Below are 24,382 nucleotides of genomic sequence, written 5' to 3'. Positions count from 1 at the left end.
GCGAAGCTGCGGCTCAGGGTAGCCCCGGGTGTCAACCCGGGGTCGTATGGGTCAGCGCCAACCCAGCCGCGAATGCGGCGAATAGGAAGCACCCGTTCGGGAACGCATTGCTTTCCAAAGAAACGCCGCCCCAGGCGGCCGCACAACGTTGCCGTGTGAGCTGAGCGCAGGCCCATGGCTCAACCCCCGTAAGAGTCGAATCCAAGCGTGATAAACTCGGGCTGAGTGCGGACAAGGGATTTCTTGGCGAATTTGGAAGGCACCGGTGGAAACTCAGCAACCCTTCCGGGTAACCCAGTATCAACCTAGGGGCGACCAGGCCCAGGCGATCAGGGACCTGGTTCGCGGACTGGATGACGGCGAGCTGCACCAGGTGTTGTTGGGGGTGACCGGGTCGGGGAAGACCTACACCATGGCCAAGGTCATTGAGCAGATGAACCGGCCGGCCCTGGTGCTGGCCCACAACAAGACCCTGGCGGCCCAGCTCTGCCAGGAGTTTCGCACCTTTTTCCGCGAAAACGCCGTGGAGTACTTCGTCAGCTACTACGACTACTATCAGCCCGAAGCCTACATTGCCGCTACCGACACCTATATCGAGAAAGAAGCCACCATTAACGACGAGATCGACAAGATGCGCATGTCGGCCACGCGGTCCTTGTTCGAACGCAGGGATTGCGTCATTGTGGCCAGCGTCAGCTGTATCTACGGCATCGGTTCACCGGAAGCCTACTACGGGATGCTGCTCTTTCTGGACAAGGGGCAGTGCGTAAGCAGGGAGCAGATACTGAAGAAGCTGGTGGAGATCCAGTACGAGCGCAGCGACGACGATTTCCGCAGGGGCACTTTTCGGGTTCGGGGGGACCGCATCGAGGTCTTTCCGGCCTACGACGACCAGGCCTACCGCATCGAGCTGTTTGGGGATGAAATCGAGTCCCTGTTTCAGATCGAACCTCTCACCGGCGAAGTCCGCTTCTCCTACGAGCGCCTCCCCATCTACCCCAAGTCCCACTATGTCATGCCCCGTCCTACCTTGCTCAAGGCCATCGATACCATCCGGGAGGAGTTGGAGGAGTGGCGTCCCCGGTTGGAAGCCGAAGGCAAGTGGGTGGAGGCTCAGCGCCTGCAGCAACGGACCCTGTTCGACCTGGAGATGATGAAGGAAATCGGATTCTGTCACGGCATCGAGAACTACTCGCGCCATCTCTCGGGCCGTCGCCCCGGCCAGCCTCCACCAACCTTGATGGACTACCTGCCTCAGGACCATCTGATCTTCATCGACGAGAGTCACCAGACCATCCCCCAGGTTCGAGGGATGTATGCCGGGGACCGTTCCCGCAAGCAGAACCTGGTCGACTTCGGGTTTCGCCTGCCCTCGGCACTGGACAACCGCCCTCTCAAATTCGAGGAATTCGAGCGGCGCCTCAATCAGGCGATCTATGTTTCGGCCACTCCCGGGCCCTACGAACTGACCAAGACCAGCGGCACGGTGGTGGAGCAGATCATTCGTCCCACGGGGCTGGTGGATCCGGCGGTGGAGGTGAGGCCCGTCAGGTCCCAGGTGGACGACCTGCTTCACGAGATTCGCCTGCGGGAAAAGCGGCGGGAAAGGGTGCTGGTGACCACCCTGACCAAGCGCATGGCCGAGGATCTGGCCGAGTATTATCGCGAGGTGGGGGTCCGCTGCCGCTACATGCATTCGGAGATCGATACGCTGGAGCGGATCAAGATCCTGCGGGGCCTGCGGCTGGGAGAATTCGACGTGCTGGTGGGAATCAACCTGCTGCGCGAGGGCCTCGATCTCCCCGAAGTGTCGCTGGTCGCCATCCTGGATGCCGACAAGGAGGGCTTCCTGAGGTCCCGAGATTCGCTCATTCAGACCATCGGGAGAGCCGCACGCCACCTGAGAGGTCAGGCCATACTGTATGCGGATCAGGTGACGGAGTCCATGAGACAGGCCCTGGACGAGACCAACCGGCGGCGGGAAAAGCAGCTTCGCTACAACCGGGAACACGAAATCACGCCGGAATCGATTTTAAAGCCGGTCGACATGAGCCTGATCGCCATGGTCGAGGCGGACTATCTGGACCTGGCGCCGGAGCAGGAAGCCGTGGAGGTGACCTCTCCCGATGAAATCGAAGCCCGGATCCTCAAGCTGCAGGCCAAGATGAAGGAGGCGGCCCGGAACTTTGAATTCGAGGCCGCCGCCCGCCTTCGAGACCAGATCAAGGCCTTGAAGGAGAGGGAGATGAGTCTGCTCTAAGAGGCCTTGGAGGGAAGACTTCGTTCAAATTGCAGGCAACCGGAAAGAGCAGCAGGCAGCCACGGCGTGACCTGCCTTTCTTATAGCGCACCCCCCACCCCTCCCTGGGCCGGGGACCCATGACGATGGCAGATTCTTCCGAGGTATTTCAAAGCGTGGTCGACCGTCGCAACCCTGGATTTCAGAGGCGCCGCCGGGCAGTGGAAGCGCTGGTGGCCCGGATGGGCCGGGACGAGGCCGCGATCCGGCAGGGAGGAGGTGCCGAGGCCGTAGGCAGACAGCATGCCAAGGGCCGCCTGACTGCTCGGGAGAGGATTCGACACCTCATCGATCCCGAACCTTCCTTCCTGGAGCTGGGGATCTACGCAGCCCACCGGATGTACGCGGAGTGGGGTGGAGCCCCGGCCGCCGGCGTGATAGCGGGGATCGCCAAGGTCTGCGGGCGTCACTTCATGGTCATCGCCAACGACGCCACCGTCAAGGCGGGTTCCTTCTTTCCCATGACCGCCAAGAAGGTGCTGCGGGCCCAGACCATCTCGCTGGAAAATCGTCTGCCCATCATCTACCTGGTGGATTCCGCCGGCATTTTTCTGCCTCTGCAGGAAGACGTGTTCCCCGATACCGACGACTTCGGCCGGGTCTTCTACAACAATGCCGTCCTGTCTGCCCGGGGGATTCCTCAGATCACGGCCGTCATGGGCTCCTGCGTGGCCGGCGGGGCCTATCTGCCGGTGATGTGCGACAAGCTGCTCATGACCGAGGGAAGCGGACTCTACCTGGCCGGTCCGGCACTGGTCAAGGCAGCCATCGGGCAGGAGGTGTCCAGCGAGGAACTGGGCGGCGCCGGGGTGCACGCCAGCCTCAGCGGCACCGTCGACTTCCGGGAAAAGGACGATCTCAGTTGCCTGCGCCGCATTCGCGAGCTGGTGGACAAAATGGGCCGGCCGACGGTTTCCGGTCCGGATTGCCGCCCGTCGGTGGAGCCCCGCTACGACCCGGCAGAGCTTGGGGGAGTCTTCTCCGCCGATCCCGCCGGCCAGTATGAAATTCGGGAAGTGATTGCGCGCCTGGTGGACGACAGCCGATTCACCGAGTACCGGAAAGACTACGGCCAGACCCTGGTGACCGGGTACGCTCGCCTGGGCGGATTTTCCGTGGGCCTGGTGGCCAATCAGAAACAGCATCAGCACGGGCAGCACCGACGTCTGGAAGTCGGCGGCGTAATCTATGCCGAGAGCGCCAACAAGGCCGCGCGCTTCATGATGGACTGCAACCAGAACGGCATTCCGCTCGTTTTTCTGCACGATGTCAACGGCTTCATGGTGGGGAAGGAAGCCGAACATGGGGGCATCATCAAGGCCGGAGCCAGGATGGTGAACGTGGTCTCCAACAGTGTCGTTCCCAAGATCACGGTGATCCTGGGCGGCAGCTTCGGAGCCGGCCACTACGCCATGTGCGGCAGAGCCTACGGTCCCAGATTCCTCTACGCCTGGCCCAGCGCCCGCTACGCGGTCATGGGCGGGGAGCAGGCAGCCCGTACCCTGGTGGATGTCCGACTGGCGCAGAACGAAAGGGAAGGAAACCGGTTGACGGATGAGCAACGCCGGGAACTGGCGGCTGAGGTCCGGGAGACCTTTGATAATCAGGCCGACCCTCGCTACGGGGCAGCCCGGCTGTGGGTGGATGCTCTGATCGATCCGGCCCGGACCCGGGAGGTGCTCATTCGAAGCCTCCAAGTCACCACCCTCAATCCGGAGGCACCCGCCTTCAAGCTGGGGCTGCTTCAGACCTGAGGCGGTGGGGGGGACGCAGGCCTGTTAAATCGCGGCGGGGCTCCACAACCCCCCCTTCACGGATGCAGCAACACCTTCAGCGCACCGGGGGATTGAGCCCGTCGGAACGCCTCTACCGCCTTGGTCAACGGCAGGGAATCCCGGATCAATCGGCTGGGGCGGATGCGCTTGCGGACCAGCAGATCGAGGGCTGGTTCGAAGCGGCCGCAGCGAGACCCCAACAGGGTGAGTTCATCCACCACCACCGAGGCCGGATCGAAGGACTGCTGTCCATGAAAGGTGGACTTCAGGACTACCGTGCCGCGCGGTTCCAGGAGTCGAAGAGCAAGGTCCAGTCCCGACGGCGAACCGGTGGCTTCCACCACCAGCTGGAACGAACGGGCGGCCGTTTGGGTCGAGCCGAGGTGGAGGGTGCTGACCCCCAGGTCTTCAACCAGGCGCATTTTCTCCGGATGCTTGCCGATCAGGGTCAAGGGAGGGTAGGTGGCCCGCCTGGCCTGAGCCAGGACCATGGCGATCAGCAGTCCCAGCTTGCCGTCTCCCAGGACGGCGATCTTTTCGACCCTTTGAATGTCGACTTGGTCTAGAATCTCACAGGCAGCGGCGACCGGTTCCACAAAGACCGCGTCGTCGTCGGAGACCGAGTCGGGAACTGGATGGAGATTCTGCTCGGGAAGGGTAAAGTGCTCGCGGAAGGCGCCGTCCCGGTTCAGAATTCCCAGCACCGAGCGTTGGGGGCAGTGTCTGCCCCATCCGGATCGGCAAAACTCGCAGCGGCAGCAGGAAGCGTTGATTTCTCCAACCACCCGGGCGCCCACCAGAGACGAAGTCCTGGAAGACTCGACTCTGCCGACGAACTCGTGGCCCAGCACGCCCTTGAATCCGAAGTACCCCCTGGTGATTTCAAGATCGGTGTTGCAGATTCCTGCCTGGATGAGACGCACCACGCTCTCGTCCCCGGTGAAGACCGGCTTGGACGCGTCTACAACTTCAAGCCTTCGATCATAGACAACCGCCTTCATGATCGCTCCGGGGTGAGGATGGGGTGAATCGACAGCCAGGGTGCGGGGCAGGATTTCTTGCCGGGGCGCCGGCGCCTCGGCCGGCCCGACCTTCTGCCGGATTGAGTTCCCGCTGTCGGAGAACCGAACGGACCCGATTCATTCTAAGGCAGTTCAGATTTCGTCGAGAGGACAATCGAATGAGGCTCTCCAAACGTGCCAAGAGAAGGATCATCTGGGCAGCCGTGCTGATAGCCCTGCTGGCTCTGCGCGTGGGCTGGATGCTCTACGACCGCAGCCGCCCCATCACTCCCAAAAAGACGGCTTCCAAAAGGATCCAGCAGGATTACCTGGTCCGACTTCCGAGGTTCTACATCTCGGGCTTCGAGGAAGCCAAGCGGTTGGTGGGGAAGCTGATTTGGGTGAAAAAGGGATTTCAGTTGCCCTATTTCCCTGTCGGCAGGAGCGGAAAAGCTGCCGCCGGAGGTGGGGCGGGGCGGCTTCTCGCCCTGGAAGAGCTGGTGGTGAAAGAGGTGGTGGAGCAGACCGCCCCGGGCCCGTCCGGCGACCGGCAGGTCCTGGCCGTCTTCGAGAAGGAAGGCGTGTCCATGGGAACGGTCATCGGTACCTTTGACGGGAAACGGCAGCTCTACCAGATGGTTTTGGACCAGTTCTTCTATGCCAAGGACCCCCGAGAGCTCTACTCGCACTGGAGCGAGAATACCTGGAGACTCATCCGGGACCATGAGTTGGCATTGGACATGACCTTTTCCCAGGTCGCACTCTCCATCGGAGACGGCAGGCTGGTCACCCGGGAAGCGGGAGACGCTCAGCTCTACGAGTTCAGGCGCAAGCCTGGCGGGAGGCCCGGGCGTTGCCGGGTACGCTTCAAGGGAGGTCGGGTGTCGGAGTTCAAGGTACTGGAGTAGGGCACCGCATACCGCTCCACCGCGGGTCCGCCGCGGGCAGGGAGGAATGGCCATTACGCTTCAACGATTGCTTGCCAACCCGATCCTGAGGGTGTTGCTGCCTCTGGCGCTCCTCTACGTGTTCTTTCTCAGCATTGCCCTGATGGGGGCATCCTTCAAGTTCTTCGGCCGCGAATTCGCCGAGAGCCTGCTGACCACCACCGCCAATCCGTTTGTGGGCCTGTTTATCGGAGTGCTGGCCACCAGCATTGTGCAAAGCTCCTCAACCGTTACCGCCATGACGGTGGGATTGGTGGCCGGGGGGGCCCTGGATGTTCAAGGAGCCATCCCCATCATCCTGGGTTCCAACGTGGGCACCAGCGTTACCAACACCCTGGTCTCGGTGGGCCACATTTCTCGACCCGAGGAATTCAGGCGAGCCTTTGCGGCAGCCACGGTCCACGACTTCTTCAATCTCATTCTGGTCGTGGTCTTTTTCCCCCTGCAGTTGTTTACCAACGTGTTGGGGCACGCGTCCCACCTGCTTACCGAGGCACTCAAGGAATCGGGCGGGCTACAGTTGGTCAATCCGATCAAGACCATCGTGGAGCCAGCCGTAACGGTCATCGGCCGAGGAACCTCGGAGTCCGGAGCCCTCATGCTGCTCATCGCGGTGGGCCTCCTCTTTCTTTCGCTGCGGTACCTGGTGGTGGTTCTGAAGTCCCTCGTCATCGGGAGGATCCAGAGTTTCTTCAACCAGACGCTGTTCAAGACGGCCCCCAGAGCCCTGGTGCTGGGGATTCTGACGACCATAGCGGTTCAGAGCAGCTCGATCACCACCTCCCTGGCGGTCCCTCTGGCGGGCGCGGGCATTTTATCGCTCATGCAGATCTTCCCCTTTACCCTGGGCGCCAACATCGGAACCACCATCACGGCCATGCTGGCCTCGTTGGTGACCGGCAACCCGGCGGCAGTCACGGTCGCCTTTGCCCACCTGCTGGTCAACCTGTTCGGGGTTTCGCTGGTATGGCCGATTCGGCGCGTCCCGCTCGCCATGGGCGAGGTGCTGGCCGAGTGGTCGCTCAAATCCAGACTGGTGCCCCTGGTCTACGTGGGGACGGTTTTCTTTCTGGTACCCCTGACGTTGATCTATTTGGCGGGATGAGCAAGGCTCTTGGCGTGAGCTTGGGAAAAGCTTGTCTGGAACAAACGCTGGCGCCTAGTGGCTGGAAACCGGTTCAAAGTCGAGCATGGGCAAATTTTTTATTCACATCGATGCACAGGATATACAGGATTTTTTTCAGGAAACGGCTAGCTCTTCATGCCGGGAATCCGCAAAACCGCACCGGATCATCGCCTGAGCTGGCCTCTCGTGCTGGAAGCTCTTGTCCCGTTAATCCTGTGCATCCTGTGCATCGATGTTCAATTAGGTGGAAAACCGTGCTAACGGAACAGGACCCTTTTCCCCGACAGGCTATGAAGATTCGTTGTTTCATCCTCCAATGATCTGCCCAGCAGGGCGGTGGCGGCACTAATTTGAAGGACCGTGCCGAGACCGAAAAGATGCTCGGCGTGTCGATCGAACAGCTCGTCACTCTCCACTCTTCACTCGTCTCAAGCATCCCTGTTTCACTCCGTATGATCCGTCCCGTCGCCGGGGACGCGGGAGGGAGGCTCTTCATGATTGTAGGAATGTACACTTGAATCCGTTCACGTCTTCATTTGTGAAGGCGACCGCAGGACACCCACCAGACAACAGGCGAAATTCACCAGCAGGCCGACGACCCCGGCATGGAATCCCCACAGGCGGGGATAGCCCAGCCAGGTCAGTCCCAGGCCGACCAGCAGCCCCGCCACCATACCCGTGAGCACAGTCTCGCCGCGGAGCCGCTTCCAGTAGAGGCCCAGGAAGAAGCAGGGAGCTATCTGGATGAGCACCTCGAACTTGAGCTCGAGGAGGCGGATCAGCGTATTCTCGGTCCCGATGGCGACGATCACCAGCAGCGTGACGATGATCCAGGAGCACCACTTGCCGACGGAGGTCAGTTCGGCCTCGTTGCTTTGGGGACGGAAGTAGACCTGGTAGATGTCCTTGGTGACCATGGAGGAGATTGAGAGCAGGGCCGAGTCGGCCGTCGACATCAGGGCCGCCAGGGCGGCCGCGAAGATGAGGACCACCAGCCAATACCCCTCGGTCGACTGGTTCATGATGAGGCTGCAGATCCGGGCCAGAACCTGGTCGGTCTCTCCCAGCGCCAGGTCGGGAAGCACCACGCTTCCGGTCACCCCGCAGATCATGGCGATCAGTGCGGTGGTGAAGGGCATGATGGTCATCAGAGCCAGGGATCGTTTGAGCACCCGGGTAGATCGGCTGGCGTAGAGGCGTTGGATGGCCTGGGGGTAGATGGCCGCCCCGAATCCAAAGAGGAACACGTAGCTGATCCAGTTCATGCATCCCTCCAGGGTCGGCACCTCTACCTTGGCGGGATCGATGCGGCTGAGATGCTCCACCACCGCGGGCAGGCCGCCGGCCAGACCGGGCACCATGAAGAGAAGCATCAGGAAACCCGACAACAGCAGGATGCCCTGGATCATGTCGGTCCAGGCTACGCTGCGCATCCCTCCCAGGGTCTCATAGACGACCATGATGATAGCCAGGGTGATGATGCCGTAGGCAGAGGGGACGGCTCCGTTGGTCAGACCCTCGACGGCGGCTCCTATGGCCCTCAGTTGGGCCAGGGTATAGTTGGCCAGTGCGTAGATCATCAGCAGGGTGCTGAGCAGGGTGAGCCGGGGTGAGCCGAAGCGGTGGGCGATGTAATCTCCGGGGGTAATGAACTTCTTCTTGCGGGCGAGGGCCACCAGCCGCGGCGCAAACAGCAGGTACCCGGTGATTACCGAGAACATGAACAGGATGGAGGCGGTCCAACTGAAGCCGATGCGGTAGGAGATCCCGGTGTAGCCGAAGAGGGTATTGCCGCTGTATTGAGTGGAGTAGAGAGTGAGAAATAGAGCCAGAAAGCCGAGGGAACGTCCCGCCAGGTAGTGGTCCGACAGACTGTGGCCCCGACTGCTTCGCCTCGCCAGCCAACCGACACCGATGGTGGAAGACAAATAGAGGGCGATGACCGTCAACGCCCCCCAACCGAAGGTCAACTGGCTTTCACTGGCTCCCATGGGAGTCTTCTTCCCCGACAGTCTTCCAGTAGCGAGAGATCACCCAGCCGGTCCATGCGGCCAGCACCAGCACTGCAAGTAGCGAGACCGCCACCCACAGAGGCAGTCCCAGAATCAGCGGGCCTCGGTATCCTGCCGGCCAGTACCAGGGGATGGCGACGGCGTAAAGGAGCAGATAGACCAGCCACAGCCAGGGATGGCGGCGCGGTTCCCGGATCGGCTCGTCGGAGCCTGGGGCGTCGTTTTCGGCTGAATCCATGGAGTGTGGGGTTCCGTGAGAGGAGTCCCGGCGGTATCGCCTCGTAGGAAGAGCATCATACCACAGGTCCCGCCGGGGTCCCGGGCTGCGCAGGATGCGGCTTGGCCGTGCCGGGAAGATCATATGGGAGTGAAAACCGGATCCCCATATATTGAACATCGATGCACAGGATGCACAGGATTAACTGGACGAGAGCTTCCTGCACCAGAAGCCGGCTCGGGCGATGATCCGATGCGGATTTGCGGATTCCCGGCATTGAAAGCCAGCCGTTTCCTGAAAAAATCCTGTGCATCCTGTGCATCGATGTTCAATATCCCTGTAAATCACGATGCGCCGGGAAGAACCCCCCACTGGCTCGGTCGTGGTCCTTGTTGTCCCGTCGCGGACAAATCCTTTTTTGTCCCTTGTGTCTTTCGTTGACCCCCTTGCCAACCATTGGCGCATGCCTCTTGAGCCTTCTCCAACCCCTTCGTGTCCCTTCGTGGATAACTCTTTTTTCTTTTGTTTCAGGCCTTCTTTCAGGCTCAATGAAAGTTCGCCGACAGCTCCCGGGAAAGGATGGAGTCGAGCAGCTCCCTGCCGCTTCGAAACCGGCGGGTGGCCCGTTTTTCCTGCAACCGCCCCCGGAGCTTGCGGAGAGGTCTGGCATAGGGATGGGAAGAGGCCAGGTGCCGCAGGAGCGTGTGACGCCGGATGACCCCCATGACCCGCTCGCAATTTCCCGGGATTTCCGTTCGGATGGATCCTGGACTCTCCTTGGCAAAGATGGCTGTGATGTTGCCGCCGTCGGGAGAAAGATCGGTTCGGTGCGGACGGAAGCCGGTTTTTTCCCCCAGCCGGCGCAGGCTGGCCGGATTGAAGCTGTAAAGATGGGCTTGATGGAAGCGATGGCCGGGGGACTGGCAGGTGGCCTCCACGTTGGGGACCTCGATCACCAGCCAACCCCGAGGCTTCAGCCATTCCCTGACGTGCTCCAGCACCCGGGAGGGAGAGGCCATGTGCTCCAGGGCATGGTAAAGCGTCACCAAGTGGCAGCTCGCCGGGGGAAGCCGGACATCGCGCACGAAACCGAGGTGAACCGGGATTCCCAGTTCTTCCTGTGCGTAGCGGGCGTAGCCCTCGTGGGGTTGGACTCCCCGGGCATCGAAACCGAGGCGGCGCATCAGGTAGACGAACTCACCCCCTCCCGAACCCACGTCGACAATCACCGATCCCGGTTTCGGCATTTTTTTCAGGTGGCGGAAGCGGTGGGCAGCGACTCTGCCGGCGCGGTAGACATGTTCCGGAGTCGGTCGGGAAATCCCCTTGTACCGGAGCCGGTACTCCGCGGCGTAGAATTTCTTCAGAGTCTCTTCGGAGGGAACGGGGTCGCTCCAAACCAGCCCGCATTTCCGGCAGATGACGGTTCGTAGAGGCTTCCCGTGCCGATCCAGCCTGGCGACTTCCTCCGCCTCTCGAGCGTCGCACAGGTTGCAGGGGGATTGGGGGATCATGGCAGAGTGGATGGAGATGGATCTGCTCCGGTGCGTCGCCGCACGGCGCGATCAGCCACCACCCGGCGCCGGTGAGCCGGCGTGAAGCCGCCGAAGGTAACGCAGGCTTTGGGGCGCCGCATCCTCCAGGCTGGCCCCGCGGTAGACTTTCACTGAAGCGAACCCCTGGTAGCCGATCCGGTCGAGGGCGCTCAGGACGGCCGCGAAGTCCAAGTGCCCGGTGCCCAGCAGAGATCCGTTGCTTTCGCAGAGGTGGACGTGGCGCAGAGAGGACCCGCATTCCAGGATGGGCTCCACCAGAGAGCGCTCCTCCACGTTCATGTGGATCGTATCCACCATGGGCTTGAGGGCCGGAGACCCCACCTCGGCGACCAGCCGGCGGACTTCGGCCACGCTGTTGTTGAAACCCACCTGCAAGTGGTTGACCGGCTCCACCACCACTTCCACCCCTTTGGCCTCGGCCTGTTCGGCGAGCTGCCGGAAGCAGGCTCGGATTCTTGCCTGGGCGGCAGCGACGTCGGGCTCGTCGCTCAGAAGTCCCTGCAGCAGGCCGACCACCAGGATGGCCTTGAATCGACGGGCTACCTCCAGAAAGCCCACCAGGCGGGCGACCGTTTTCTGTCGAATCGATGGATCGGGAGAGCTCAGGCAGAGCCCCTGCCCATATGCCTCGCCTGTCAGGAAAGAGGGGATTGCCAGGTCCAGCTCGTCCAGCCACTGCTCCAGGCGGTCCAGGTCGAGAGCCGGTGAATCAGTCAGATTCACTTCAACCCCGGCGTAACCGCACTCCTTCAGCAAGGCCAGGGTTTCCCGGACCCGCCGCTCGAACCCGAGGGACTCCAGTGGCGGGATGATGATGTAGCTGTAGCGGAACATGGACTTGCTTTACGGTTGTCTCGACGGCAAGTGAGGCGGCGGCACCATGTCGAATCGGGAGGTTAAACTATCACAGCCAATGGCCGGTTCCAATCGGAACCGCGGTTCCGCAGCCCTTGCGTTGCCTGGAGCAAACGCGGGTGAACCGCAAGGGCCAGAAAAAGAAATCCACGAAGGGACACGAAGGACGACGAAGGGCCACCAAGGCGGTGGAGAAGGCTCGAGAGGGATGCGCCAAGGGTCGGCAAGGGGGTCAAAAGAGGACACAAGGGACAAAAAGGATTAGTTCGCAAAGGGCCACCAAGGACCGCGGCGAAGCCACTAGGGGGCGCTTCCCTCCACATCGTGATTTACAGGGATAATTAACATCGATGCACAGGATGCACAGGATTTTTCAGGAAACGGCTGGCTTCCAATGCCGGGAATCCGCAACTCCGCATCGAATCATCGCCCGAGCCGGCTTCTGGTGCAGGAAGCCCTCGTCCAGTTAATCCTGTGCATCCTGTGAATCGATGTTCAATAGGTAGAAATCCGTGCTAACCGAACATGGTCCTTGTTCCCGACAGCCTATGAAGATCCGTTGTTTCACTCTCGGATGATCGGCACGGAAGGGCGGGGGGGCAGCTAGCCAGGGAAGATGGTACAGGCAAGTCGGGGGCTGCTTGCCTGGCCGGATGGCTTGTGTTAGCTTTACTCGTTTTTGGCGGCGGTCGCGTCTGCGGCAGTCAGGCCGCCGGTGATGCCGCGTTTCTCCCAGGGGCGTGCGGATTCCGTTTCAAACGACGGGTTCCCGCCCAGGGCCGCCATTGGGTTGAAGCGCCCCAATCGAGCCTGTCCAATGGAATTCTCATGATCAAGGCCATCAAGGGGACTCGGGATATTCTGCCGCAGGAGTCGGTGGTTTGGAATCGTGTGGAGGAGACCGCCAGGGAGGTTCTCTCCGTCTATGGGTTCTCCGAAATCCGCACGCCGGTCTTCGAAAGCACCGAGCTGTTTGCGCGGGGGGTAGGGGAAGACACCGATATCGTCGCCAAGGAGATGTATACCTTCGACGACCGTGACGGCCGCTCGCTCACGCTGCGTCCGGAGGGGACGGCATCGGTGGTTCGGGCCTACCTGGAACACCAGCTCCATCGGGACCCGCAGATCTGGAAGGTCTACTACATGGGGCCCATGTTCCGCCGGGAACGGCCGCAGAAGGGGCGCTTCCGACAATTCCACCAGTTGGGCGCCGAGGTGCTCGGCTCGGATCATCCGGCCATTGAAGCGGAGGTGATCGAGCTGCTGCAACTTTTCCTGGATCGGATCGGAGTCGGAGAAACCGAATTGCTGGTGAACTCCATCGGCTCCAGCCAATGCCGCGCCCGTTTTTCGCAGAAACTGCAAGTCGCGCTAAGCGAAAGGGAGGACGCTCTCTGCCCCGACTGCCGCCGGCGCTGCCGTTCCAATCCGCTGCGGGTTCTGGACTGCAAGCGTGACCCCTGCCAGCCCGCGATCGAGACGCTTCCGTCGATCCTGGAGTGTCTGGACGAGCCCTGCCGCCTGCACTTCGATCGCTTCCTGGGACATCTCAAGCGCCGCGACATCCGGTTCAAGGTCGTGCCCCGGCTGGTGCGGGGGCTGGACTACTACAGCCGCACCACCTTTGAGATCACCAGCCCGAGACTGGGCGCGCAGAATGCCCTGGTGGGCGGCGGGCGCTATGACGGATTAGCCGCGGTCCTGGGGGGGCAGCCCACCCACGGTTTCGGCTTCGCCTTGGGACTGGAGCGTGTCATTCTCCTGTGCCAGCAAGCGGGCAGCTCTCCGGCAGCGGGGCAGCACCAGCTCTTTTTCGCCCCCTTGGGCGAGGGGGCCTTCGACAGAGCCTCGCTGATGGCCCGAGAGTTTCGACGCCAGGGCATCCGCTGCTTTCTGGACTTCGCGTCCCGAACTCTGAAGAGCTCCATGCGCCTGGCCAACAAGCTGCAGGCCGGCCATGTCCTGATCGTGGGGGAGAACGAGTTGGAGACCGGGGAATTTCCGCTGAAACGCATGAGGGACGGGCGGCAGATCCTGGTAAGGCAAGAGGAAGTCGTTTCCAGGCTTGGAAATGGTTGGGGAGATTAGGGGAGGGAATCGGCTTTGGCATTGGACTCGTTGGGAAGAGTGGAACGGACCCATCATTGCGGACAACTGCGCCCGAGCGACGGCGATCGGGAAGTGGTGCTGATGGGGTGGGTGGCCAGGCGCCGCGACCTGGGACATCTCATCTTCATCGATCTGCGGGATCGCGAAGGCGTGACCCAGGTGCTATTCAATCCCGACCAGTCGCCGGAAGCCCATCAGAAGGCCAAGGGGTTGCGCTCGGAGTATGTGATCATGGTTCGAGGCAAAGTGCTGCAGCGCGATCCGGAAACGGTGAATCCCGCCATCGGTACCGGCGAGATCGAAGTGCTGGCCTCTACGCTGCTTCTCCTGAACGAATCCAAGACACCTCCGTTCCCCGTCGAGGACGACACTTCCACGTCCGAGGACCTGCGCCTCAAGTATCGCTACCTGGACCTGCGCCGCCCCGGTCTCAGCCACAATTTCAAGCTGCGTCACCAGGCCACCATGGCCGTACGCCGCTTCCTTGACAGCCAGGGCTTCTACGAGATCGAGACGCCCTTCCTGACCAAGTCGACGCCGGAAGGGGCTCGCGACTACCTGGTTCCCTCCCGACTTCACGCCGGGGGTTTTTACGCCCTGCCCCAATCGCCCCAGCTTTTCAAGCAGCTCCTGATGGTTGGGGGCATGGACAAGTACTTCCAGATCGTGCGCTGTTTCAGGGACGAAGACCTGCGGGCCGACCGGCAACCGGAATTCACCCAGATCGATATCGAGATGTCGTTCGCCCAGCCGGAGACCGTCTTCCGGGTGGTGGAGCCGATGATGGCGGAGATATTCAAGTTGACGGGCCATCGCGTCCGGACGCCGTTCCCCCGTATTCCCTATGAGGAGGCCATCGGCCGCTACGGCACCGACAAGCCGGACACCCGCTTCGGCCTGGAGTTGGTCGACTTCAGCCAGTGTCTGGGTCGGACGGAGTTTCCCCCCTTTCGCAGTGCCCTCGACAATGGCGGGCAGGTCAAGGGAATCCGGGTTCCAGGCTGCTCCGCCTACTCGCGGAAGCAGTTGGACGACCTTACGGCCGTGGCTCGAGTCTTCGGCGCCCCCGCGCTGGCCTATGTCAAGGTTCTGGACTCCGGTGTCCAGTCGCCGCTGCTGAAGCACCTGGGAGAGGCGGGATGCCGCAGCCTGGTGCAGCAGGCCGGGGCGGAACCGGGAGATCTGGTTCTGCTGATTTCCGGGAGCCGGAAGGTGGTCGCGGATTCCCTGGGCGCCGTCCGCCTCCAATTGGCCAGGCAGGAAAACCTCATCGACCTGCAAGCCAACCACTTCCTTTGGGTGACCCAGTTTCCCATGTTCGAATACGACGAGGCCGAGAAGCGGCACGTCGCCTGCCATCACCCCTTCACCTCGCCCATGGAGGAAGACATCCCCAAGCTGGAGACCCACCCCGGGTCGGTACGGGCCAGGGCCTACGACCTGGTGCTCAACGGGGTGGAGATCGGCGGGGGCTCGATTCGTATCCATCGTCAGGACCTCCAGTCCAGGGTCTTTCGTGCGCTGGCATTGGGTGAAGAGGAGGCGCGCCTGCGCTTCGGCTTCTTCCTGGAGGCATTGGAATACGGTGTGCCGCCCCATGGGGGAATTGCCCTGGGGCTGGACCGCATCGTGATGCTGCTGACGGGTGACAGTTCCATTCGGGACGTCATTGCCTTTCCCAAAACGGCCCGAGCGGTCGACCTGATGGCCGATTGTCCGACCTCGGTGAATCAGAAGCAGTTGGACGAGCTGGGGATTCGCCTGGCGGACAAGAGTCTGGATTGACCGGCGCCGGCCCGGCTTACCTGCAACAACTGAGCCCTTTCCGCAAAGGCCAAATAGAGTTATCCACGAAGAGACACGAAGATTCAGGAAGGGCCACCAAGGGGTTGGAGAAGGCTCGGAAGGGTTCCGCCAAGGGTCGGGTACGGAGTAGATATTTCCACCAAGGGTGCCGGTCGGCTTTCGGAGATGTGGCCCGCCAGACATGCCCCCACCGCACCATCGGGAGGACACCCCCGGGAGCGCGGGCGTCCCGCCGCATGCTGTTCGGAGAATTGTCATGTCGAGGATACGTCTTCTGCCGGAGGCGTTGGCCAACAAGATCGCCGCGGGAGAGGTGGTGGAACGTCCGGCCTCGGTGGTGAAGGAGTTGATGGAAAACTCCCTGGATGCCGGGGCCCGCAACCTGGAAATCACCGTCCAGGCGGGCGGAAAGCGCTTGGTCCGTGTGCTGGACGACGGGGAGGGCATGACCCCGGACGATGCCTTGATGGCCTTTGAGAGGCACGCCACTAGCAAGATTCGCCAAGCTGAAGACCTCAGCCGGATCCACACCCTGGGTTTCCGGGGCGAGGCGCTCCCCAGTATCGCCGGGGTCTCCCGCCTCTTGATGGAGACCCAGGCGAAGGGAGAAAGGGTGGGAACGGCAGTGGAGATCGCCGGGTCCCGGATGGTGGGGGTGCGGGAGATTGCCCGTGCCGTGGGGACCACCTTGACGGTGCGGGACCTGTTCTTCAACCTGCCGGCCCGAAAGAAATTTCTGAGAGCGGATCGCACCGAGCTGGGCCACGTTGTCAACGTCGTGACCCAGTACGCCCTGGCTCATCCGGAAGGCCGCTTTGCCCTGGCCGGGTCGGGGTCCAGGATGTTCGACTTTCAAGCCGTCGATCCCTTGCGCGATCGGCTGTTCCAGGTGTTCGGAGCGGATCTGCTCCGGCAACTGGTGGAGCTGGAGGAGGAGTTGCCGCTCCCGTCCCACTCCGGTTCACCCCCGGATCCGCGCTCGGGAGAAAAAGTCCGGATTCACGCCTTTGTTTCCAAGCCGGAAGTGCAGAAGCCGAACCGCCAATCCCTCTATTTCTTCGTGAACCGCCGAATGGTGCGGGACCGGATTCTCATGCACGCTCTGGGCGAGGCCTACCGACGCATCCTTCCGGACGGCACCTTTCCGGTGGCCCTGGTCTTTATCGAGATGCCCTTTGGAGAAGTGGACGTCAACGTCCACCCGTCCAAGACTGAAGTGCGTTTTCGCCGGCAGTCGATGATTCACGACTGCCTCCGCGAAGCGGTTCGCAAGGCGTTGATGAAAGCCCGGCCTCAAGCCGCCTTCTCGATTCAGCCTGAGGGAATGGAGGTGGAACCGCCTGTTGTCCCCGAGACGGCGGACCCGCGTTCGCCGACCTGGCTGTCCCGTTCGGGCCGGACCGGTGTTGCCGGGACTGCCCCCCTGCCGCTGACGGTGGGGGAGCCGGTTCCTGCCGGACTGGAGCCCCGGTCGGACCTTCAAACGCCTGACGGGCCGACAGCAGCGGATGCCCTTCCTGCTCCAGCCCCCGGCCGGGATCCCTCGCCCCCCATCTGCGCGGCCGCGGCGCTGGTCTCGAGAGAACAGGCCGAGGCCATCCAGGCCGCCGCGCCATTCACGATTTCACCCGCTCACATCCATCCCCTGGGCCAGATCGAGGACAGCTTCATTGTGGCCAGCGATCGCGGATCCCTGCTCATCATCGACCAGCACGTGGCCCACGAGCGGGTGCTCTTTGAGAAGGTCCTGCGGCAGCGCGGCCAAGGCAGGGTGGAGAGCCAGCGATTGCTGTTGCCGCTGATTGTCGAGTTGAACCCCCGTCAGCAGATCCTGCTGGACGACCTGACTCCGGAACTGAATGCCTGTGGATTCGAAGTGGAGCCCTTCGGCCGCCGAACACTAGCCGTCAAGGCACTTCCCGCCGACCTCGGCGCCTCGGACTGCAGCAGGCTGCTGGGCGAACTGCTGGAGGGCCTGGAAAGAGAGACTCGGGAGGTGAGCCTGGAGAGGCTGCAGGAGAAGATTGCCGCCTCGGTGGCCTGCCATGCAGCCATAAAGATAAACACCCACCTGGATCGGTCCAAGATGGTCTGGCTGATCGACGAGCTGCTCAAGACTCGATACCCCATGACCTGCCCCCATGGCCGTCCCGTCATTCTGCGCTACGAAAAAAACGAGATTCTGAAGGCCTTCAAGCGAATCTGAAGGTGCTGACCTGGCGTCCCCTACTTTTTTGTGGAGGCATTGCTTTCCGGGAAGGGTGCTTCCTATTCGCCGCATTCGCGGCTAGGTTGGCGCGAAACCCATACGACCCCGGGTTGCCACCCGGGGCTACCCTGAGCCGCAGCTACGCAGCTCTATAAGGATGGCCCGTAGGTGGCGTCTTGTCGGGGAACCCACGTCAACCGCAGCTTCGCAGCTCTCCCCTGACTCGCAATGCTGCAAGGGGAAACGTGCTTGTTTATTGGAATATTTCTCCGGGTGGTAGTCCGGAGATTCCAGTCGAACCGGTGGGAGGCAAACGCGGCGCCCCGTTACTGACTATCCAGCCCCCCGCGAGAACTGCAAAAGCTCAACGCTCAGTCCCGAAAAACTCTCTGAGATTTTGCAGGACCAGGTCGCTGTTGCCGGTCACACGCCGGCAGTCGGGAAGCGATTCCAGGAACGTCCGACCGTAGGACTTGTCCAGAACCCGCCGGTCCAGAATCAGGATACATCCGCGATCCTTGCGGTCGCGGATCAGCCGTCCAAACCCCTGCCGGAAACGAATCACGGCTTGGGGAACGATGTACTCGAGGAACGGATCGCCATTCCGGTTTCGGATGGCCTCGACCCGCGCCGCCACCACCGGGTCTCGTGGAACGCTGAAGGGAAGCTTGGTCAGAACCAGGTTCTCCAGGGCCTCCCCGGCGACGTCCACACCCTCCCAAAAACTGGCGGTGGCGAACAGAACACTGGATTTGTCCCTCTGGAAGTGGCCTGTGAGCCGGTGTCTGGGGGCGTCTCCCTGTTTCAGAGCGGCAATCCCCAACTGGCTCAAGGGCTGAACCAGGCATTGGTAGGTGCGGCTCAGCAGGGCGTAGGAGGTGAAGAGCACCAGGGCCTTGCCTCGGGAGGATTCCAGGGCCCGCGACAGAAACTGTCCGATGGCTTCGGCGAAGCCGCTGTGGTCGGGATAGGGTAAGTCGGTGGGAATGGCCAGCACGGCCTGGCGCCGGTAGTCGAAGACAGGAGGGAGCGCCAGTTCCACCAGGCGCGAGTCCGGATCCTGCAGGAGCCCCAGGCGCTCTTTCAGGTAGTCGAACCGGTTTTCGCTGGTGAGCGTGGCGCTGGTCATCACCACGGTTTCGAATCGCTCGAAGACGTTCTGACGAAGGAGATCGCCGATGAACAGAGGGACCTGACGGAACGTTACCCGTTTGCCCGAGCGTGTCGGAGCCCATTGGATCCAGCGGACCTTGTTGCTTTCCTCCGTCCCAAAGATCTCGGCCAGGGTGACTGTTGTCGCCTCCAGCCGATCGGTCAAGGCGTTCAACTCGATTCTCTGGCGTTGCAGGGCTTCTCGAGTCTCCTCCGAAAGGTTGGTCAGCAGCCGATCCACCGCCCGCAGGTTGCCGTAAAGGACCTGGGCGGCCTGTAGGAGTTGGTGAATTCGGGCCAGGATAGCGGTCTTCCAATCCTCCTGCCGGTAGAGATCACTGGTGAAGCGGATTTTCCTTTCGGCGGAGGGTTCACGGCTGCGGGCTTCGAACCAGGCGGCGCAGTCGTTGAAGACCCCTTCGGCCAGAAACGAGGTCTGCTCCAGTTCCGGCAGCAGGCGGCTTCGGACGTGTTCCTCGATACGATCCGACAGATCGGGATCGACTTGCTTCCCCAGGGAGCGGAGTCTGGCCAACAGTATGGGGATGGCCCCTTTCTCGCGGACGGTCCCCCGTTTTCCGACCTGGTAGAAGCGCGCCAGGAGCCGGCGCAGGGAGAGCTTGGAAACCTGCACGCCAAAGTACTCGGTGGCGATGTCCTCCACGTTGTGGGCTTCATCCAGAATCAGCCTGGAATAGGGTGGGAGGACGGCGGCGTCATGGTAGCGCCCGGTGGCTCGACGCACGGCCAGGTCGGCGAACAGCAGATGGTGGTTCACCACCAGGAGGTCGGCCGCGGCCGCCTGGCGCCTCGCCTTGTAGAAGAAACAGCGGCTGTAGTGATCGCATTTGATTCGGGTGCAGGTATCGCTCTCGCAGGCTACTTTTTCCCACAGGGCGGAAGAGACATTGAGAGAAAGATCGGACCGGCTGCCGTCCGAGGTCTGCCGAGCCCACTGGGATAGTGCGGTGAAATCGGCCCACTCCTCCTCCAGAAACAGCTTTCCCTGCTGATCCAGGGCCTGCAGCTTGTCCAGGCACAGATAGTTGCCCCTTCCCTTGACCAGCACGGCATTGAACTCACAGTCCAACACTTGCTGCAGCAGCGGAATATCCTTGTGGATCAACTGCTCCTGCAGATTGATGGTGTTGGTAGAGACCACTACCCGCTGCCGGTTGCGAGCCGCCCACAGGATTGCCGGAATCAGGTAGGCCAGGCTCTTTCCGGTGCCGGTGGCGGCCTCAATCAGGGCCACCTGGGAATGGTTGAAGGTCTCGGCGACGGTTTTTGCCATCCTTTCTTGAGCCGGACGGTGCTGATAATCGCTGAATCTCGTGGCAAGAGCACCGCCGGGGGCGAAGAGTTGGAGGATTTCGGAAACCTCCAGCGTCGGAGAAACGGGTTTTCCGAATGCCTCCACGACCACGTAGACTCTGTCCACGGAGTTGTTGACGATATAGAAGCCTACGCCCTGGTTGCCGTAGTGGGCAGCCAGTTCCAGGTCCGCTTCGGAAGGGACCAGGTGCCCCGAAGGATGGTTGTGGAGGATCACGTCTCCCGGAGATGCCACCTGGAGTAGGGCGGGAACGGCCGAGTCATTGCCCCGGGCCAGAGGATCGACTTCTTGAAGGACTCCGGTCTCGTCGGTCGTTCCGAGGAAGAAGACCTCGTTGCCTTGCGCTTCCTGAATAGTGAATCGCAGGATCTGAAGGGCCGCGTCGGAACAGAGATCTGGAAGGCGGGACATGGTCGGTCCGGAGGGAGGGGCGGACGTTGGCCGGCCGAAAAGGATCTTATCACCGAATTCGCCACCTCCCGGGAATTCAACGCCATCCGCTGCCAAAATCCGGCCATGGGCCGCCGGGGTTTCAGGCCAGTGAAGCCCCTGCCGCGGTGGACAGATCATTCGGGGAAGATACTGCCGATTGTTTTTGAAGACGAACCACCAATGAACACGAATAGACACGAATACCGATGGACCTCCTTGGGTGCATCGATGTGAATCGACAATCTGCCCATCCTTGACCTCGATCCGGTTTCCAGCCGCCAGGCGCAGGCGTTTGTTTCAAATCGGTCGTGAGCAGGATGTCGACGGATGGCCGTGGGGGTGAGCCGAAGCCATGGGTTCTGAATACAAACAGGTATACTGGTAGGAATATACAACTATAGGTGTACAGTAATATATTCGGACTGGCCGACAGGCAGCCCGGCCCGTTGGGAGCCAGCCACCACAGGCTCAATCGGGCGGTGGGCCGAGGGCATTTGTATTGACTTGAAGGGTACACATAAGTAAGATTGTACAAAAGTAGGTGTTCACACGTTCGAATAGGTAAGCCTGGCAAGCCGTTGGTCCCGTAGGGAGCGGCGCCGGTCGGGCGGAAGCCGGGTCCGAGCAGGGGGGAGGATGAAGACCATTTCTGTGATCAGCCAAAAGGGCGGGTCCGGCAAGACGACAATGGCGCTGCACCTGGCGGTGGCTTCAGCGCTGTCGGGGCGGAACACGGCTGTCATCGATCTGGATCCGCAGGCCTCCGCGGCCAACTGGGCCGATCGGCGGGAGACAGAGGTGCCGGTGGTGCTGTCGGCCCATGCCAGCAGGCTGCGGCGGGAAGTGACCCGGGTGGCCATCATCGGGGGCGAGATGCTCTTTCTGGATACAGCCCCCCATTCGGACGGTTCGGCGCTGGAAGCGGCCAGGCTGTCCGACCTGGTGCTGATTCCCTGCCGTCCGGCGATCCTGGACCTGGATGCCCTTAACAACAGTCTGGATTTTCTTCGCACCGCCCGCAAGCCCATCTGCGTAGTGCTCAACGCGATTGCCTCGGTCGGTCACGACGCCGACCAGGCGGTAGAGGCGCTGAAGGGGCTGGGGGTGGAGATCTGCCCGGTTCGGTTGGGGAACCGGGTGGCCTTTGCCCGCTCGCTGATAACGGGGCAGGTGGCCCAGGAGTTCGATCCCAAGGGTAAGGCGGCTGCAGAAATGGACCGGCTCCACCAATTCGTTCAGAGACGGTTAAGTCAAACATGAGTATACGGAGGCCTTCCGGATGGCTAACAAATTTGCCACTGCCTTGAAGCCGAACGCGATGAGGAGCGCGCGTGGCCGGCAGCGCCAGGAGACCAGGCACATCGGGGGACACTTTCCTCCGGAAACGGCGAAGCAGCTTCGACTCATGGCTGTCGAGGAGGACACGACCTCCCAAGCACTTCTTGAAGAAGCGCTCGAACTCCTGTTCCAATCCCGCGGCAAGCGTTCGTTCCGATAGGGATGCCCGGAGCAGGAGGCAGGGGAGGCTTGCCGCTCACGCTTTCCGGTTCCCGGCGGTGGCCGGAATGTGACTTTCCTTGAAAGCGGTCAGGGCATTGAAGGGACCAGTGGCCTCCGGTCCGCCAATACCAGCCATGGTCGATCTGAGAACCGAATTTGCGGGCATCAGGCTGAAGAACCCGGTGATGACCGCCAGCGGCACCTTTGGGTACGGTGCAGAGTTCAGCCGGTTGGTGGACTTGAACCGCTTGGGGGGTATCGTTGTCAAGGGACTGTCCATAGAACCGATGGCAGGTGCCGAGGGCCCGCGGCTGCACGGTACGGCCTTGGGAATGATGAACGCCGTGGGTCTGCAGAACGTGGGGGTGGGCGAGTTCGTTTCCAGCAAGCTGCCCTTGCTTCGTGACTATCGGACCCGCGTCTTTGCCAACGTTTTTGGATTCACCACCGAAGAGTACGTGCAGGTGGTGGAAGTGTTGAACGAGTCGGAAGGCCTGGCTGGTTACGAGCTCAACATCTCCTGCCCCAACGTGAAGTCCGGGGGACTGATGTACGGCTCCGATCCGGGCGCCACCCGGGAGGTGGTCGAGGCCGTCAAGTTGCGGGCTCGCCGTCCGGTGCTGGTCAAGCTGTCTCCCAACGTGACCGACATCAGGGAGCTGGCCAGGGCTGCCGAAGACGGAGGGGCGGACGCGCTCAGCCTGGTCAACACGCTGACAGGCATGTCGGTGGACGTGGAGAGCTTCCGCCCGCGGTTGGGGAACGTCACGGGAGGCCTTTCCGGGCCGGCCATCAAGCCGGTGGCCTTGAGGATGGTTTACGAGGTGGTGCGGACGGTAGGGATTCCGGTGGTGGCCATTGGCGGCATCCGGACGGCCGAGGACGCGCTGGAATATCTGATCGTGGGAGCCAGGGCCGTGCAGGTGGGAACGGCCAACTTTGTGGATCCGCAGGCTCCGCTGAAGGTGATACGGGGGCTTGGGGACTACTGCCGGCGCAGGGGTTTCCCCTCCATCCGCTCGGTGATCGGCCGGCTACGAGCCGACTGAAGGGTCGGGAGAGGGATGAAGGACGAAGATCGGATCATTATCGCCCTGGACGTAGGCTCTCCCGACGAAGGTCTGGGACTGGTGCGCCAGTTGCGCGGCCGGGTGGGACTGTTCAAGGTAGGCAGTCAACTGTTCACCTCGGCAGGGCCGCCGGTGGTGGCCGGGATCCTGCGGATGGGCGAGCGGGTATTCCTGGACCTGAAGTTCCACGATATTCCCAATACGGCCGCCAAAGCCGCCCTGGCCGCCCGTGCCATGGGCGTCTCCATGATCACCGTTCACGCCGGCGGGGGTTCCGCAATGTTGTCGGCGGTGACCGGAGCCCTGAAATCGGTTTCGGCCCAGCCGAAGCGTCCGCTGGTTCTGGCGGTGACCCTGTTGACCAGCCTGGCCTCCTCCGACCTTGAACGCCTTGGAGTGGCCGGTACTCCGGCAGACCAGGTCCTGCGGCTGGCCGGGACGGCCCTGGAGGCCGGCGTGGATGGCCTGGTGGCCTCCCCGGCCGAAGTCGCCCGGTTGCGCCGGCACTTCGGTTCCTCCCCTATCCTGGTGACCCCTGGAATCCGTCCCGCCGGGGCAGCTCTCAATGACCAGGCCCGGGCAGCCACACCGCGGGAGGCCCTGGAGGCCGGCTCCGACTACCTGGTGATTGGCCGGCCGGTAACCGCCGCCCCCGATCCGCTCCGCAGCTTGAATCGAATTATCGAAGCGATCCAAGCGGCGAACCAGGGAGGTTAGACCCGGATTCCTCTCGGCTCGGGGCTTCGGGTCTGCTTTGCGGCGCCGCGATTGCCCCCCTCCGGTTCGCCTGCGGGCTGGCGCCCTTGTCTCACCGACTCCCCCTCAAGGGGGGAGTGATACCAGAGCGTTGTTGCAGGCCTCAAGAATCACTCCCCCCTTGAGGGGGAGTCGCAGAAGGTACAGACCGCATTCATCCTTTACATCATAAACCGCAAACATGGTTTACACGCTGATAGGGTATCGATCGAGGAGGATAGAGC

Annotated in this window: 16 protein-coding genes and 1 pseudogene; 11 read left to right on the top strand and 6 right to left on the bottom strand. The window is 62.0% G+C overall.

What is annotated here, in order from left to right:
• The first annotated feature begins 265 nt into the window (after positions 1-265).
• Both uvrB and OXI69_11780 read left to right on the top strand, forming a co-directional pair.
• A complete protein-coding gene (gene uvrB / locus OXI69_11785; protein MDE2666820.1) occupies positions 266-2,260 on the top strand; it encodes an excinuclease ABC subunit UvrB in 1,995 nt (664 codons plus the stop codon).
• Positions 2,261-2,385: 125 nt separating this feature from the next.
• Complete coding sequence (locus OXI69_11780) at positions 2,386-4,053, top strand: acyl-CoA carboxylase subunit beta (GenBank protein ID MDE2666819.1); 1,668 nt, start codon at positions 2,386-2,388, stop codon at positions 4,051-4,053.
• Between the two features lie 56 nt (positions 4,054-4,109).
• Here the strand turns inward: OXI69_11780 and OXI69_11775 are convergent, their stop codons facing one another.
• The gene (locus tag OXI69_11775; GenBank protein MDE2666818.1) at positions 4,110-5,075 is read right to left on the bottom strand and encodes an alcohol dehydrogenase catalytic domain-containing protein; all 966 of its coding nucleotides are present in this window, start codon (positions 5,073-5,075) and stop codon (positions 4,110-4,112) included.
• 179 nt (positions 5,076-5,254) lie between these two features.
• On the opposite strand from OXI69_11775, the gene OXI69_11770 reads away from it, so the two are divergent.
• Both OXI69_11770 and OXI69_11765 read left to right on the top strand, forming a co-directional pair.
• Positions 5,255-5,983, top strand: coding sequence for a hypothetical protein (locus OXI69_11770; protein MDE2666817.1), 729 nt, complete (start codon positions 5,255-5,257; stop codon positions 5,981-5,983).
• Between the two features lie 46 nt (positions 5,984-6,029).
• Positions 6,030-7,127, top strand: a complete 1,098-nt coding sequence (locus OXI69_11765; GenBank protein ID MDE2666816.1) for a Na/Pi symporter — start codon at positions 6,030-6,032, stop codon at positions 7,125-7,127.
• A gap of 545 nt (positions 7,128-7,672) precedes the next feature.
• Here OXI69_11765 and OXI69_11760 read toward each other — a convergent pair.
• The 4 genes from OXI69_11760 to OXI69_11745 form a co-directional block, all read right to left on the bottom strand.
• Positions 7,673-9,139 carry a sodium:solute symporter family protein gene (locus OXI69_11760; protein MDE2666815.1) on the bottom strand — a complete coding sequence of 489 codons (1,467 nt, stop codon included), beginning with the start codon at positions 9,137-9,139 and terminating at the stop codon, positions 7,673-7,675.
• Positions 9,126-9,398, bottom strand: coding sequence for a hypothetical protein (locus tag OXI69_11755; protein ID MDE2666814.1), 273 nt, complete (start codon positions 9,396-9,398; stop codon positions 9,126-9,128). Before OXI69_11755 ends, OXI69_11760 begins: the two co-directional genes overlap by 14 nt.
• Positions 9,399-9,922: 524 nt before the next feature.
• Positions 9,923-10,891 (bottom strand): class I SAM-dependent methyltransferase, encoded by a 969-nt coding sequence (locus tag OXI69_11750; protein ID MDE2666813.1) that lies wholly within the window; start codon positions 10,889-10,891, stop codon positions 9,923-9,925.
• A gap of 51 nt (positions 10,892-10,942) precedes the next feature.
• A complete protein-coding gene (locus OXI69_11745) occupies positions 10,943-11,767 on the bottom strand; it encodes a sugar phosphate isomerase/epimerase (GenBank protein MDE2666812.1) in 825 nt (274 codons plus the stop codon).
• Between the two features lie 849 nt (positions 11,768-12,616).
• Between OXI69_11745 and hisS the strand changes: the two genes are divergently transcribed.
• The 3 genes from hisS to mutL all read left to right on the top strand — a co-directional run bounded on the left by hisS (position 12,617) and on the right by mutL (position 17,909).
• A complete protein-coding gene (gene hisS / locus OXI69_11740) occupies positions 12,617-13,876 on the top strand; it encodes a histidine--tRNA ligase (GenBank protein ID MDE2666811.1) in 1,260 nt (419 codons plus the stop codon).
• Between the two features lie 21 nt (positions 13,877-13,897).
• On the top strand, positions 13,898-15,682 hold the full coding sequence (gene aspS, locus OXI69_11735) for an aspartate--tRNA ligase (GenBank protein ID MDE2666810.1): 1,785 nt from the start codon (positions 13,898-13,900) through the stop codon (positions 15,680-15,682).
• A 277-nt stretch (positions 15,683-15,959) separates the two neighbouring features.
• Complete coding sequence (gene mutL / locus OXI69_11730) at positions 15,960-17,909, top strand: DNA mismatch repair endonuclease MutL (GenBank protein MDE2666809.1); 1,950 nt, start codon at positions 15,960-15,962, stop codon at positions 17,907-17,909.
• Between the two features lie 367 nt (positions 17,910-18,276).
• On the opposite strand, the gene OXI69_11725 is transcribed toward mutL, so the two are convergent.
• On the bottom strand, positions 18,277-20,811 hold the full coding sequence (locus tag OXI69_11725; GenBank protein MDE2666808.1) for a DEAD/DEAH box helicase: 2,535 nt from the start codon (positions 20,809-20,811) through the stop codon (positions 18,277-18,279).
• A gap of 669 nt (positions 20,812-21,480) precedes the next feature.
• Between OXI69_11725 and OXI69_11720 the strand changes: the two are divergent.
• The 4 genes and pseudogenes from OXI69_11720 to pyrF all read left to right on the top strand — a co-directional run bounded on the left by OXI69_11720 (position 21,481) and on the right by pyrF (position 24,119).
• Positions 21,481-22,092, top strand: a pseudogene (locus OXI69_11720) (AAA family ATPase).
• Positions 22,093-22,111: 19 nt separating this feature from the next.
• Positions 22,112-22,330, top strand: a complete 219-nt coding sequence (locus tag OXI69_11715; GenBank protein ID MDE2666807.1) for a hypothetical protein — start codon at positions 22,112-22,114, stop codon at positions 22,328-22,330.
• 136 nt (positions 22,331-22,466) lie between these two features.
• Complete coding sequence (locus OXI69_11710; GenBank protein MDE2666806.1) at positions 22,467-23,381, top strand: dihydroorotate dehydrogenase; 915 nt, start codon at positions 22,467-22,469, stop codon at positions 23,379-23,381.
• Between the two features lie 15 nt (positions 23,382-23,396).
• Positions 23,397-24,119, top strand: coding sequence for an orotidine-5'-phosphate decarboxylase (pyrF, locus tag OXI69_11705; GenBank protein MDE2666805.1), 723 nt, complete (start codon positions 23,397-23,399; stop codon positions 24,117-24,119).
• Positions 24,120-24,382: the final 263 nt, after the last annotated feature.

It is taken from the genome of Acidobacteriota bacterium (genome assembly GCA_028875575.1).
Taxonomy (GTDB): domain Bacteria; phylum Acidobacteriota; class Terriglobia; order Versatilivoradales; family Versatilivoraceae; genus Versatilivorator.
This window is presented reverse-complemented; position numbering and strand designations above follow the sequence as displayed.

Coding starts and splice junctions, on each gene's coding strand:
- hisS (MDE2666811.1), top strand. CDS start 12,617: ATGATCAAGGCCATCAAGGGGACTCGGGATATTCTGCCGCAGGAGTCG.
- OXI69_11765 (MDE2666816.1), top strand. CDS start 6,030: ATGGCCATTACGCTTCAACGATTGCTTGCCAACCCGATCCTGAGGGTG.
- OXI69_11745 (MDE2666812.1), bottom strand. CDS start 11,767: ATGTTCCGCTACAGCTACATCATCATCCCGCCACTGGAGTCCCTCGGG.
- OXI69_11725 (MDE2666808.1), bottom strand. CDS start 20,811: ATGTCCCGCCTTCCAGATCTCTGTTCCGACGCGGCCCTTCAGATCCTG.
- OXI69_11770 (MDE2666817.1), top strand. CDS start 5,255: ATGAGGCTCTCCAAACGTGCCAAGAGAAGGATCATCTGGGCAGCCGTG.
- mutL (MDE2666809.1), top strand. CDS start 15,960: ATGTCGAGGATACGTCTTCTGCCGGAGGCGTTGGCCAACAAGATCGCC.
- pyrF (MDE2666805.1), top strand. CDS start 23,397: ATGAAGGACGAAGATCGGATCATTATCGCCCTGGACGTAGGCTCTCCC.
- OXI69_11755 (MDE2666814.1), bottom strand. CDS start 9,398: ATGGATTCAGCCGAAAACGACGCCCCAGGCTCCGACGAGCCGATCCGG.
- OXI69_11775 (MDE2666818.1), bottom strand. CDS start 5,075: ATGAAGGCGGTTGTCTATGATCGAAGGCTTGAAGTTGTAGACGCGTCC.
- OXI69_11710 (MDE2666806.1), top strand. CDS start 22,467: ATGGTCGATCTGAGAACCGAATTTGCGGGCATCAGGCTGAAGAACCCG.
- OXI69_11715 (MDE2666807.1), top strand. CDS start 22,112: ATGGCTAACAAATTTGCCACTGCCTTGAAGCCGAACGCGATGAGGAGC.
- OXI69_11780 (MDE2666819.1), top strand. CDS start 2,386: ATGGCAGATTCTTCCGAGGTATTTCAAAGCGTGGTCGACCGTCGCAAC.
- OXI69_11750 (MDE2666813.1), bottom strand. CDS start 10,891: ATGATCCCCCAATCCCCCTGCAACCTGTGCGACGCTCGAGAGGCGGAG.
- OXI69_11760 (MDE2666815.1), bottom strand. CDS start 9,139: ATGGGAGCCAGTGAAAGCCAGTTGACCTTCGGTTGGGGGGCGTTGACG.